Annotated in this window: 8 protein-coding genes; 4 read left to right on the top strand and 4 right to left on the bottom strand. The window is 71.8% G+C overall.

The window, feature by feature from the left end; all coding sequences use genetic code 11:
• The first annotated feature begins 328 nt into the window (after positions 1 to 328).
• Together ABT025_RS01910 and hrpB are read left to right on the top strand one after the other, a co-directional pair.
• Positions 329 to 1,141, top strand: coding sequence for a class I SAM-dependent methyltransferase (locus ABT025_RS01910; RefSeq protein ID WP_350988712.1), 813 nt, complete (start codon positions 329 to 331; stop codon positions 1,139 to 1,141).
• An 87-nt stretch (positions 1,142 to 1,228) separates the two neighbouring features.
• A complete protein-coding gene (gene hrpB / locus ABT025_RS01905; protein ID WP_350988710.1) occupies positions 1,229 to 3,733 on the top strand; it encodes an ATP-dependent helicase HrpB in 2,505 nt (834 codons plus the stop codon).
• Here hrpB and pgfA read toward each other — a convergent pair.
• The 3 genes from pgfA to ABT025_RS01890 form a co-directional block, all read right to left on the bottom strand.
• Positions 3,720 to 4,721 (bottom strand): cell envelope lipid trafficking protein PgfA, encoded by a 1,002-nt coding sequence (gene pgfA / locus ABT025_RS01900; protein WP_350988708.1) that lies wholly within the window; start codon positions 4,719 to 4,721, stop codon positions 3,720 to 3,722. The genes hrpB and pgfA overlap by 14 nt on opposite strands.
• A gap of 67 nt (positions 4,722 to 4,788) precedes the next feature.
• Positions 4,789 to 4,926: an SPW_0924 family protein gene (locus ABT025_RS01895; protein WP_350988706.1), complete on the bottom strand. Its 138-nt coding sequence runs from the start codon at positions 4,924 to 4,926 to the stop codon at positions 4,789 to 4,791.
• A gap of 146 nt (positions 4,927 to 5,072) precedes the next feature.
• On the bottom strand, positions 5,073 to 6,767 hold the full coding sequence (locus ABT025_RS01890) for a lytic transglycosylase domain-containing protein (RefSeq protein ID WP_350988704.1): 1,695 nt from the start codon (positions 6,765 to 6,767) through the stop codon (positions 5,073 to 5,075).
• Positions 6,768 to 6,953: 186 nt separating this feature from the next.
• Between ABT025_RS01890 and ABT025_RS01885 the strand changes: the two genes are divergently transcribed.
• Complete coding sequence (locus ABT025_RS01885) at positions 6,954 to 7,823, top strand: DUF4184 family protein (RefSeq protein ID WP_350988702.1); 870 nt, start codon at positions 6,954 to 6,956, stop codon at positions 7,821 to 7,823.
• A 104-nt stretch (positions 7,824 to 7,927) separates the two neighbouring features.
• On the opposite strand, the gene polA is transcribed toward ABT025_RS01885, so the two are convergent.
• Positions 7,928 to 10,639, bottom strand: a complete 2,712-nt coding sequence (polA, locus tag ABT025_RS01880; protein ID WP_350988700.1) for a DNA polymerase I — start codon at positions 10,637 to 10,639, stop codon at positions 7,928 to 7,930.
• Positions 10,640 to 10,805: 166 nt separating this feature from the next.
• On the opposite strand from polA, the gene ABT025_RS01875 reads away from it, so the two are divergent.
• Positions 10,806 to 13,079, top strand: a complete 2,274-nt coding sequence (locus tag ABT025_RS01875) for an FdhF/YdeP family oxidoreductase (RefSeq protein WP_350988698.1) — start codon at positions 10,806 to 10,808, stop codon at positions 13,077 to 13,079.
• The last annotated feature ends 61 nt before the right edge of the window (positions 13,080 to 13,140 follow it).

Genomic DNA, 13,140 nt, shown 5'->3' with positions numbered 1-13,140 from the left:
AAGCCGGACAGCCTGGGAAGCGCCGATCCCGAAACCGGGAGGCGCCTCTCGTGAACCGAGGGGACATACATACAGATGCGAGCGCGGCCTGCTAGGTCTGAGGCGCGCAGGCTCGCAGCGCAACTTGTAGCATACGGGGGCAGCAGGGCACGGTCAATGCGCGAAGGCGCACACCGAGGGCGGAACGACCCATACCCGGCACAACTCAGGTTCTCCGAGGCCGCATCGGCCCCGAAGATGTTCCGGACACACGGGTTCCGTGCACACAGGTCCCCCCTGGTACGTACCGCGTACGACGGGGTGAAGGCAAACTACAACGACGGACACGATGAGCCAAGAGATCTACGCGGCCGAACCCGAGGCGACACGCCGCAACGCCGGCGAGGCCGAGAGCAGCCGGGCCAGCCGCGGCTGGTGGGACCGGAACGCGGACGAGTACCAGAACGACCACGGCGGCTTCCTCGGCGACGACCGCTTCGTCTGGGGTCCGGAGGGGCTCGACGAGGCCGAAGCCGGCCTCCTCGGCCCCGTGGAGTCGCTGAAGGGCCTGGACGTCCTGGAGATCGGCGCCGGTGCCGCGCAGTGTTCGCGCTGGCTGGCCGCTCAGGGCGCCCGGCCGGTCGCCCTCGACCTCTCCCACCGCCAGCTCCAGCACGCGCTGCGGATCGGCGAGGGCATCCCCCTGGTCGAGGCGGACGCCGGAGTGCTGCCCTTCCGGGACGGCTCCTTCGACCTGGCCTGCTCCGCCTATGGCGCGGTGCCGTTCGTCGCCGACCCGGTCCAGGTGTTCCGCGAGGTCCACCGGGTCCTGCGCCCCGGCGGCCGCTGGGTCTTCTCCGTCACGCATCCGCTCCGCTGGGCCTTCCCGGACGAACCGGGCCCCGAGGGCCTGTCCGTCGCCGCCTCGTACTTCGACCGCACCCCCTACGTCGAGCAGGACGAGCGGGGCGACGCGGTGTACGTGGAGCACCACCGCACGCTCGGCGACCGGGTGCGGGACGTGGTCGCGGGCGGCTTCCGCCTGGCCGACCTGGTCGAGCCGGAATGGCCGGCGTGGAACAACCAGGAGTGGGGCGGCTGGTCGCCGCTGCGGGGCAACCTGATCCCGGGAACCGCGATCTTCGTCTGCGTACGGGACTGAGCACGGGGGCCACGGTTGCGGCCCGCGTGCGGGAGGGGGGCACCGGCCGGTGCGGGAGGCGGGGCCCCGCCGTACGAGACTGAGGGCGTGATCCGTACCGACGCCCTGGACCAGTTGCCCGTCCGCACCGCCGTGCCCGCGCTGCGGCAGGCACTCGACGACCGAGGGGTCGCGGTGCTGTGCGCGCCGCCCGGCACCGGCAAGACGACCCTCGTCCCGCTCGTCCTCGCCGGCCTGACCGGAGAAGGGCCGGTACGCCGGGTCGTGGTCGCCGAACCTCGGCGGATCGCCGCTCGGGCGGCCGCCCGGCGCATGGCGTGGCTGCTCGGTGAGCGCACCGGCGAACGCGTCGGGTTCACCGTGCGCGGGGAGCGGGTGGTGGGGCCGGACACCGTGGTGGAGGTCGTCACCACCGGGGTGCTGCTCCAGCGGCTCCAGCGCGACCAGGAACTCGCCGGCATCGATGCGGTGATCATCGACGAGTGCCACGAGCGCCACCTGGACGCGGACACCGTGGCCGCGTTCCTCCTGGACGTGCGCGAGGCGCTCCGCCCCGACCTGCGCCTGGTCGCCGCGTCCGCGACCACCGACGCCGAGGGCTGGGCGCGGCTGCTCGGCGACGCCCCGGTGATCGAGGCGCAGGGCGTGTCGCACCCGGTGGAGGTGGTGTGGGCCCCGCCCGTCAGGCCGGTGCGGCCGCCGCACGGGATGCGGGTCGATCCGGCGCTGCTGAGCCATGTCGCCGCCGTGGTGCGGCGGGCGCTGGCCGAGCGGGCCGGCGACGTGCTGTGTTTCCTGCCCGGCGTCGGCGAGATCGGCAGGGTGGCAGGACAGCTGTCCGGGGTGGCCGCGGAGGTGCTCCAGGTCCACGGACGGGCCCCTGCCGCGGTGCAGGACGCGGTGCTGGCGGGTTCGTCCGAGGGGCGGCGGGTGGTGCTGGCGACCTCGGTGGCGGAATCGTCGCTGACCGTTCCGGGGGTGCGGACCGTCGTCGACTCGGGGCTGGCCAGGGAGCCGCGCACCGACCACGCTCGGGGGCTGAGCGCACTGACGACGGTACGGGCCTCGCAGGCGGCGGGCCGCCAGCGGGCGGGCCGGGCCGGGCGTGAGGCTCCCGGGACGGTCTACCGCTGCTGGGAGCAGGCCGAGGACGGGCGGCTCGCCCGGTTCCCCTCGCCCGAGATCAAGGTCGCCGATCTGGCGGCGTTCGCCCTCCAGGCGGCCTGCTGGGGCGATCCGGACGCCACGGGACTCGCACTGCTGGACCCGCCGCCTGCCGGGGCGATGGCCGCGGCCCGCGAGGTGCTGACGGCGGTCGGCGCGGTGGGGGCGGACGGACGGGTGACCGAGCGGGGCGTACGCATGTCCCGGCTGGGGCTGCATCCCCGGCTGGCCAGGGCCCTGCTGGACGGGGCGGCCGAGGTCGGCGGGCGCCGGGCCGCGGAAGTTGTGGCGCTGCTCAGCGAGGAGCCGCCGCGGGACTACGGGGACGACCTGGCCGCCGCGCTGCGTACCGCGCGGCTGGGCAAGGACGGTTACGCGGCCCGCTGGCGCCAGGAGGTGCGACGGCTCTCCTCCTCCTCCTCGAAGGGCGCCGGGACCGGCGGTTCCGGCACGGACGACGCCGCCGTCGGCCTGGTGGCCGCCCTGGCGTTCCCCGAGCGGGTGGCGCGGGCCAGGGGCGAGGGAACGTTCCTGATGGCGTCCGGCACGGGCGCGGAGCTGCGGGACGGCTCGCGGCTGCGCAGCGCGCCGTGGTTGGCGGTCGCGGTCGCCGACCGTCCGTCCCACGCGGCATCGGCGCAGGTCCGGCTCGCCGCCGTCATCGACGAGGACACTGCACGGCTGGCGGCCGGGCATCTGCTGTTCACGGGCGAGGAGGTCCGCTGGGACGGCCGCGACCTGGTGGCCCGCCGGGTGGAGCGCCTCGGCGCGGTCGAGCTGTCGGCGCGCCCGCTGAAGCGGCCGGATGCCGCGCTGGTCCGCGAGGCCCTGGTGGAGGGGCTGCGGCGGGAGGGGCTCGGGCTGCTGCGCTGGAGCCGCGACACGGGGCAGCTGCGGGAGCGGCTGGCCTTCCTCCACCGGGAGCTCGGCGAGCCGTGGCCGGACGTCTCGGACGAGGCGCTGCTGGACCGTACCGAGCAGTGGCTGGAGCCCGAGCTGTCACGCGCCCGCCGCCGTTCCGACCTGGCCGGGATCGACGCGGGGCAGGCGCTGCGCAGGCTGCTGCCGTGGGCGACCGGTGAGGCGGCCCGGCTGGACGAACTGGCCCCGGAGCGGATCGAGGTGCCGAGCGGTTCGCGGATCAGGGTGGAGTACGGCGGCGCCCAGCCCGTGCTCGCGGTGAAGCTCCAGGAACTGTTCGGTCTCCAGGAGACCCCGCGGGTGGCGGGGGTCCCGGTCCTGGTGCACCTGCTCTCCCCCGCAGGCCGCCCGGCGGCGGTGACGGCGGATCTGGCGTCGTTCTGGCGGGAGGGCTACAAGGCGGTGCGGGCGGAGCTGCGCGGCCGCTATCCGCGGCACCCGTGGCCCGAGGACCCGACGACGGTGGAGGCGACCCGGTTCACGAAGGCACGGCTCAGGCGGGAGTAGGCGCGGGTTCGGGTTCCCGCTGCCCGGCGGCCTCCGCCGCGCCCGGACGGCGGGAGCGGGCCTCCAGCCACAGCGACAGGGCCAGCAGCGCCAGGGCGAGGACGAGGAAGCCCCAGGGCAGGTACGAGGTCAGCAGCAGGACGAGCAGCCGCTGGGACTTGACCAGGTCGACGATCGAGACGACGTAGTCCTCGCGCATCTTCACATGCCCGGCGAACACGGTGACGGTGTCCTGGGCCATGCCCATCGCCTTCGCGTTCCGCAGTTCCTCCCGGTGGACCTCCTCGCCGTTGACCGGCGCCCCGGTGACGGGGTCGACCCAGAACATCCGCTTGGTGGTGTACCAGCGGGTCATGCCGGTCTTGGCGATCTGCGCCGGGGTGATGTTCTTGATCGGCATGGTCTTCGGCATGGGGACCTTGGTCCACGGGATGGTCTGCTCGAAGTAGTAGACCGACATGCCCCGGAAGTTCCGGGTGCCCTCGTAGTGGATGGGCGAGCTGGTGCGGGTCTGGGCGTCGAAGTACTCGTAGTCGCGCTTCTCGGTGAGGAAGGGCCACTTGAACTCGATGCCCTCGCGGCTCACCGGGTCGCCGTCGACCGACTCGCCGGTGGCGTGGACCGGGTCCTGGCTGTGGGCGTCGAAGATGTAGCGCTCGGGGATCTTGGAGACCATCTTGCCGTCGGGTCCCTGCACGTAGGACAGCGCGTCCCACACGACGACGTCACGGCCGGCGCTGCGCTCGATCTTCTCGGACTCCTCCACGTTGCCCTTGAGGGTCTGCACGATGGTGATCTTGTCGACCTTCTCGGCCTTCAGGGTGCTGTAGTTGAGGAGGGTCGCGGGCCGCGCCTCCAGCACGGTCTCCTGGTACTGGTTCGGCGGGATCTTCGCGAGCCGCGGGAACGCGTACCAGCGCAGCAGTGGTGACAGTGCGGCGAAGAAGACGGCGAAGGCCAGGAGTATGAGGCTGGCTCGGCGGCGCATGGGGTGTCCTCCCTCTGCATTCCGTCCGCATGACGTGGTGCGGACGGTTACTTCTCGGTGCGGTCGGCTACTGCTTCGGACCCGGGACCGTGGTCAGCAGGGGTTTGGGCGAGGTCTCGCCGGGCGGTGCGCCGATCGCACTGATGGTGAGTACGAGGGCGAGGGCGGCGGCCAGTCCGATGGCGGCGGCAATCAGGGCGCGCATGCTCGGCCTCCCGGAGCTCAGAACTGATGGGTCGTCAGGGCTGGGGCACCGTAGCAACCGGGGCGCGATATGAGAACACGTAGAACAGCCCCTTGGCCGGGAGCCGGCGAAGGGGCTGTCCTGGGCGTGGTGAGCCCTGGTGCGCGTCAGGCGGCAGCAGGGGCCTCGACCGTGAGCTCGATGACGACGGTGGCGCCGCCCTCGGTGGTCAGGCGCAGCTTGTACGTGCCCGCGGCCCCGTCGGCGTAGATCTTCGGCAGGGCGACCTTGCCGTCGGCGTCCGTGGTCAGCACGAGGGTGCGGACCGGGTCGCCGTCGTCGTTCGTGAAGTACGGGCCCTTGTCGTTCTCGACCGGCTCGTCACCATCGGTGATCATGGTGGCCGTGACGGCGACCCGGTCGGCGGCCGCGCCCTTGTACGTGGCCTCGGCCGTGACGTCGGCGAACGTCTGGCCCGCCACGGCGGTCAGGTCCGCGGTGCCCGTCCTGGCGATGGCGTCGGCCTGCCGGGCGGTGACGGTCGCCGCGTACGTGACGGCGGGCAGCGACGAGCCGGTGGCCGTCGCCGTCACGGTGAACGCGCCCGTCTTCTCGCCCGCCTTCAGCACCGGCGCGGTGACCGTGCCGTCCGCCCCGGTGACGAGGGTGACGGTGCTCTTCGCACCGTCGAACGCGGCATCCGTGTCACCGGTGACGGTGAAGGTCACGGACACCTTGGCGAGCGGAGTACCGAGGCTGCTCTTCGCCCGGACCTTGATCCGCTCGGCGAACGCGTCGCCGGCCGTGGCGGTCAGCTCGCCGGTGCCCGCGTTCTGCACGGCGGCCAGGACCGGGGACGGGGTGGGATCGGGCGTCGGCGGAGGCGTCGTCGGCTTACCCGGATCGGTGGGCCCGGGGCTCGGCTTCGCCGGAGGCTTCGGCGAGGGCGTCGGAACGGGCGTGGGCGTCGGCGAGGGCGACGGGGTGGTGTGCGGGGTTCCGGAGCCGGCGTTGTGGTGGGTTCCCGTGCTGGTCTGGTTCGGCAGGACGCCGGTGCCGTCCGGAACCTCGTGGGTGCCCCGGTTGTAGTACTCGAACCAGGTGCGGACGGTACGCAGGTACTCGTCCGAGTGGTTGTAGCTCAGGACCGCCCGGTCCAGGTCCGTGGCGAGCGACAGGTCCCGGGAGCCGGCGCACAGATAGCGCCCGGCGGCGAGCGCCGCGTCGTGGATGTTGTTGGGGTCCTTGCGGCCGTCGGCGTTGCCGTCCTGGCCCCAGGTCTCCCAGGTGGACGGGATGAACTGCATCGGGCCGACCGCACGGTCATGCGTCGAGTCACCGTCGTAGACGCCGTTGTCGGTGTCCTTGATCAGGGCGAAGCCCTGGCCGTTGAGAGCCGGTCCGAGGATCGGGGACAACGTGGTGCCCTGCGCGTCGACCCGGCCGCCGCGGGCCTGGCCCGACTCGACCTTGCCGATCGCGGCGAGGAGCTGCCACGGCAGCCGGCAGGCGGCGTCCGTACCCGCGACGGTCTGCTGGGCCTTCTTGTACGCCGCCAGGATCGAGGCCGGAATGCCCGATTCCGCACTGCCCGTCACGGGCAGATTGACGGAGGTGCCCGGCTTGTTGGGCGTGTTCAGCGGCGGCAGGTCTGTGAAGTAGGGCGAGTTGCCGGACGCACCGTCGTCACCCGAGGGCACCGAACCGGCGGTCGGCTGGTTCGACTGGTTCGACTGGTCACCCTCTGCCGCCACCAGGGGTGAACCGGGGCCCTGCGAAGCGGTGAGCGCCGCCACAGCGGCGGCGGCCACGGCAGTCGTGGTCGCCCCTCTGCGCAGTCGGCGACCGAATTGCGCTGCCATAACGTGTGGGCCCTCCCCCTCGTCGGCTGTCCGCGCTCCCCTGCGCCTGGACTCAGGCGACCCTACGGCAACTTGTGCGACCCGAACACGGCGGCCGGACCGCTTCTTACCGGTTTCTCACCTTCCGGCCAGCACGTTGTCCAGTTCACGAGGGGTTCGTGACGGCAGCTCACGCATACTTCCCCCATGCCGTTCACGCTGAGCCACGCCGCAGCCGTCCTCCCCGGGATCCGCCGCGACGGAACAGGGCACGGACCGCTCCTCGCCTCGGCTCTCGTCGCCGGCTCGTTCGCCCCCGACATGACGTACTACGCGGACACCGCGATCCCCGGCGCCATGGAGTTCGGGCAGGTCACCCACGCGTGGTGGGGCGTGTTCACGGTGGACGTCCTGATCACCGCGGCGACCGTGGCACTCTGGCTGCTGCTGCGCGAACCCCTCGTGGCACTGCTGCCCGCCCCGTGGCAGGGGCGTGTACACGCGTGGGTACGCGGAGCCCGGCGCCCACCGCAACAGGGGCCGCGGGGCCTGCGGGACGCCGCGTGGTTCGTGGTGTCGGCCGTCATCGGTGCCGCCACACATGTCGTCTGGGACGCCTTCACCCACCACGACCGGTGGGGGGTACGGCTGGTGCCCGTGCTCGGGCGGAACACCGCCGGACACCCGGTGTTCCAGCTGGTGCAGTACGGAAGTTCGGCGCTGGCCCTCACCGTGCTCGTGTGGTTCACCGTGTCGGGGCTGCGCCGCACCGGGGCCCGGCCGGCACCGGCGTCCCTGCCCGTCCTGGACCGGCGGGCGCGGTGGTGGGCATGTGCGTTCCTCGGGCTGTGCGTCCTGCTGGGCACCGTGCACCGCTGCGCGCGCTGGTACGCGTACTTCGGACACATCGGCACACCGCTCGACATCATTCCGACCGCCTGCTTCGGCGCGGGCGCCGGGCTGGCGGCCGGACTCGTGCTGTACGGGGCGTGGACGCGGCTCCGCGGCCGGGGCGCCGGCACACCGGCGCTCCCCGTCCCCGGCCCGGCCCGGGACACGACCCGGACCGGCGACTGAGAGGAACGGCGACCGAGGGGACCGGCGCCCGAGAGCACGGCGCCCCGGCAGAGACCGCGTCGCGCCAGCGCGGACGCAACACCCCCGACAGAGACCGCGTCGCGTCAGTGCGCGGCGGACTCCCAGTCAGCGCCCACCCCGACCGACACGTCCAGCGGCGCCCGCAGTTGCACCGCCGTCGCCATCTCGTGGCGCAGGATCTCCTCCACCCGCTCCCGCTCACCCGTGGCGATCTCCAGCACGATTTCGTCGTGCACCTGGAGCAGCATCCGCGACTTCAGCTTCGCCTCGGTCAGCGCCCGGTCGACGTGGAGCATGGCGACCTTGACGATGTCCGCGGCCGTGCCCTGGATCGGTGCGTTGAGCGCCATCCGCTCGGCCGTCTCACGGCGCTGGCGGTTGTCGCTGTTGAGGTCCGGCAGATAGCGGCGGCGGCCGAAGACCGTCTCCGTGTAGCCGGTGGCGCGGGCCTCCTCCACCACCCGGTGCAGATAGTCACGGACTCCGCCGAACCGCTCGAAGTACGTGTCCATCAGGCCCCGGGCCTCGCCCGCCTCGATGTTCAGCTGCTGGGACAGGCCGAACGCCGACAGCCCGTACGCCAGCCCGTAACTCATGGCCTTGATCTTGCGCCGCATCTCCGGGTCGACCGCGGACTTGTCGACACCGAAGACCTGCGAGGCGACCGTGGTGTGCAGGTCCTCACCGGACGTGAACGCCTCGATCAGGCCCGCGTCCTCGGAGAGGTGCGCCATCACCCGCAGCTCGATCTGGCTGTAGTCCGCCGTCATCAGCGTCTCGAAACCCTCGCCGACGACGAAGCCCCGGCGGATCGCCCGGCCCTCGTCGGTGCGGACCGGGATGTTCTGCAGATTGGGGTCGGTGGAGGAGAGCCGGCCCGTCGCCGCCACGGTCTGGTTGAACGTGGTGTGGATACGGCCGTCCGCAGCGATCGTCTTGACCAGGCCCTCGACCGTGACCCGCAGCTTCGCCTGCTCACGGTGGCGCAGCATGATCACCGGCAGCTCGTGCTCGGTCTGCCCGGCCAGCCACGCCAGCGCGTCCGCGTCCGTCGTGTAGCCCGTCTTCGTCTTCTTCGTCTTCGGCAGACCCAGCTCGCCGAAGAGGACTTCCTGGAGCTGCTTGGGCGAACCGAGATTGAACTCGCGGCCCACCGCTGCGTGCGCCTCCTTCACCGCCTGCTGCACGGCGCCGGCGAACTGCTGCTCCATGCCCTCCAGATGGGACCGGTCAGCCGCGATGCCGTGCCGCTCCAGACGGGCCAGCAGGACCGACGTCGGCAGCTCCATGTCGTGCAGCAGCTCGGCGGCCCCGACCTCCTTGAGCCGCGTCGTGAACGCGTCACCGAGGTCAAGGACCGCACGGGCCTGCGTCATCAGGGCATCGGCCTCGGCCTGGTCGTCCGCACCGAACGCCAACTGCCCGTCGGACGAGGACGCCGGAGCGAGCTCACGGCCCAGGTACTCCACGGCGAGGGCGTCCAGCGCGAAGGAGCGCCGGCCCGGCTTGACCAGATAGGCGGCGAGCGCGGTGTCCATCGAGACACCCTCGGTCCGCCAGCCGTGCTCCGGGAAGACCCGCATCACGCTCTTCGCGTTGTGCATGACCTTCGGCCGGTCCGCGTCCGCGATCCACGCCGCGAACGCCTGCTCGTCGGCCGCGTCGAGCAGCGCCGGGTCGAACCACGCGGCGGCCCCGCCGGCCGCGGCGAGCGCGATCTCGGTGACCGTGCCGCTGCCGAGCGCCCAGGTGTCCACCGTGGCGACGCCGAGCGGCTGGGCGCCGTGCTCGGCCAGCCAGGGGGCGAGCTCACCCGCGCCCAGCACCGACCCGTCCAGCTCGACACCGGCGGCGGGCGCCGGGGCCTCGTCCTCGGCCTTGCCCGGGTCCACCGCGAGCAGCCGCTCCCGCAGGCTCGGGTTGCGGATCTCCAGCACATCGAGCACCCCGGTGACCGCCGTGCGGTCGTAAGGAGCACGCTCCAGATCCGACGGGGTCTTCGGCAGCTCCACATCGCGGACCATCTCGGTCAGCCGCCGGTTCAGCCGCACCGCGTCGAGGTGGTCGCGGAAATTCTGCCCGGCCTTCCCCTTGACCTCCTCGGCCCGCGCCACGAGCTCGTCGAACGAACCGAACTGGTTGATCCACTTCGCGGCCGTCTTCTCACCCACCCCGGGAATGCCCGGAAGGTTGTCCGACGGGTCACCGCGCAGCGCGGCGAAATCCGGGTACTGCTGCGGAGTGAGCCCGTACTTCTCCTCGACCTTCGCCGGGGTGAACCGCGTCAGCTCCGACACACCCTTGGTCGGGTAGAGCACCGTCACGTTGTCAGTGATCAGCTGGAACGAGTCACGGTCACCCGTGACGATCAGCACCTCGAACCCGGCCGCCTCGGCCTGGGTCGCCAGCGTCGCGATGACATCGTCCGCCTCGAAGCCGTCGACCGCGAAACGGTCGGCGTGCATCGCGTCCAGCAGCTCACCGATCAGCTCGACCTGCCCCTTGAACTCGTCCGGCGTCTTCGACCGGTTCGCCTTGTACTCGGGGAACTCCTCCGAGCGCCACGTCTTGCGCGACACGTCGAACGCCACCGCGAAATGCGTCGGCGCCTCGTCACGCAACGTGTTCGCGAGCATCGACGCGAAGCCGTACACCGCGTTCGTCGGCTGCCCCGCCCCCGTCGTGAAATTCTCCGCAGGCAGCGCAAAGAACGCCCGGTACGCCAGGGAGTGCCCGTCCATCAGGAGCAGGCGCGGTCGGTTGTCTGCCGTCTTCTTCGATGCCGTCTCAGCCACACCCCGATCCTGCCACGTACCACTGACAATCCGGACCGTCGACCGCCCCCGGCCGCCCCGCGACCGCTCACCGGGCGGCCCGCCCGCACCGCGTGCCAGGATCGAGAAGAAGGAAACACGCACAGCGGACCGCACGAGGTCCGCGGCAGGCCCGAAGGGGAGCACGATGGCCACCAAGCCGCCCGCAGGAGACCCGGTCCAGGACGCGCCCCAGGTCGAGCCGGCCCAGCACGCCGCCGCCGGACTGCCCGCCGTCGCCCACAGCCTGCGCATCGCCCAGCAGCAGATGGGCATCCGCCGCACCGCGCAGACCCTCCTCAAGGTCAACCAGAAGGACGGCTTCGACTGCCCCGGCTGCGCCTGGCCCGAAGGCGACAAGCGGCACACCGCCGAATTCTGCGAGAACGGTGCCAAGGCCGTCGCCGAGGAAGCCACCCTGCGCCGCGTCACCCCGGACTTCTTCGCCGCACACCCCCTCGCCGACCTCGCCGCCCGCAGCGGCTACTGGCTCGGCCAGCAGGGACGCATCACGCAACCTATGTATCTGCCCGAGGGCGCGGACCGGTACGAGGCCGTGACCTGGGAGCGCGCCTTCGCCGTCATCGCCGAGGAGCTCGGCGCCCTCGCCTCCCCCGACGAGGCGCTCTTCTACACCTCCGGGCGCACCAGCAACGAGGCCGCGTTCCTCCTCCAGCTGTTCGCCCGCGAATACGGCACGAACAACCTCCCCGACTGCTCCAACATGTGCCACGAGTCCTCCGGCTCGGCACTCACCGAGACCATCGGCGTCGGCAAGGGATCCGTCTCCCTGGAGGACCTCCACCACGCCGACCTGATCATCGTCGCCGGACAGAACCCCGGCACCAACCACCCCCGGATGCTCTCCGCCCTGGAGAAGGCCAAGTCCGCCGGAGCGAAGATCATCTCGGTGAACCCGCTGCCCGAGGCCGGACTCGAACGCTTCAAGAACCCGCAGACCCCCCTCGGCATGGTCAGGGGCGCCGCCCTCAACGACCTGTTCCTGCAGATCCGCATCGGCGGCGACCAGGCACTCTTCCGGCTCCTCAACAAGATGATCCTCGGCACCCAGGGCGCCGTCGACGAAACCTTCGTCACCGAACACACCCACGGCTACGAGGAGTTCGCCGCCGCAGCAGCGGAAGCCGACTGGGAGCAGACCCTCGCCGCGACCGGACTCGACCGCGCCGCCATCGAAGAAGCCCTCGCCATGGTCCTCGCGTCCAAGCGCACCATCGTGTGCTGGGCCATGGGCCTCACCCAGCACAAGCACTCCGTGCCGACCATCCGCGAAGTCGTCAACTTCCTCCTGCTGCGCGGCAACATCGGCCGGGCCGGCGCCGGAGTCTGCCCCGTCCGCGGCCACTCCAACGTCCAGGGCGACCGCACCATGGGCATCTTCGAACGCCCCTCACCCGCGTTCCTCGACGCCCTCGACAAGGAATTCTCCATCACCTCACCACGGCACCACGGCTACGACGTGGTCCGCTCCATCCAGGCCCTGCGCGACGGCGACGCCAAGGTCTTCTTCGCCATGGGCGGCAACTTCGTCGCCGCCTCCCCCGACACCGACGTCACCGAGGCCGCGATGCGCACCGCACGCCTCACCGTCCACGTCTCCACCAAGCTCAACCGCTCCCACGCCGTCACCGGCACCCGGGCCCTGATCCTGCCCACCCTCGGCCGCACCGACAAGGACGTCCAGGCAGGCGGCAAGCAGTTCGTCACCGTCGAGGACTCCATGAGCATGGTGCACGCCTCCCGCGGCAACCTCACCCCCGCAAGCCCCCACCTGCTCTCCGAACCCGCCATCGTCGCCCGCCTCGCCCGCGCCGTACTCGGCCCCGCCTCCACCACCCCCTGGGAAGAGTTCGAGAAGGACTACGCGACCATCCGCGACCGCATCTCCCGCGTCGTCCCCGGCTTCGAGAACTTCAACCGGCGCATCGCCCACCCCGGCGGATTCACCCTCCCCCACGGCCCCCGCGACTCCCGCCGCTTCCCCACCGCCACCGGCAGGGCCAACTTCACCGCCGCCCCCGTCGAGTTCCCCGAACTCCCCGAAGGCCGCCTCCTGTTGCAGACCCTGCGCTCCCACGACCAGTACAACACCACCATCTACGGCCTCGACGACCGCTACCGCGGCATCAAGAACGGCCGCCGCGTCGTCCTCGTCAACCCCGACGACGCCACCGCCCTCGGCCTCGCCGACGGCACCTACGCCGACCTCGTCAGCGAATGGAAGGACGGAGTCGAACGACGCGCCCCGGGCTTCCGCGTCGTCCACTACCCCACCGCCCGCGGGTGCGCCGCCGCGTACTACCCCGAGACCAACGTCCTGGTCCCCCTCGGCTCCACCGCCGACACCAGCAACACACCCGCCAGCAAATCCGTCGTGGTCCGCTTCGAGAACCTGCGCTGACGCCCCCGGACAGGCGGCACTAAGCGCCCGCTCAGCCGTCTGGTATGAACAGTGCACACAC

This window comes from Streptomyces sp. NPDC002809 (assembly GCF_040295435.1).
Taxonomy (GTDB): domain Bacteria; phylum Actinomycetota; class Actinomycetes; order Streptomycetales; family Streptomycetaceae; genus Streptomyces.
This window is presented reverse-complemented; position numbering and strand designations above follow the sequence as displayed.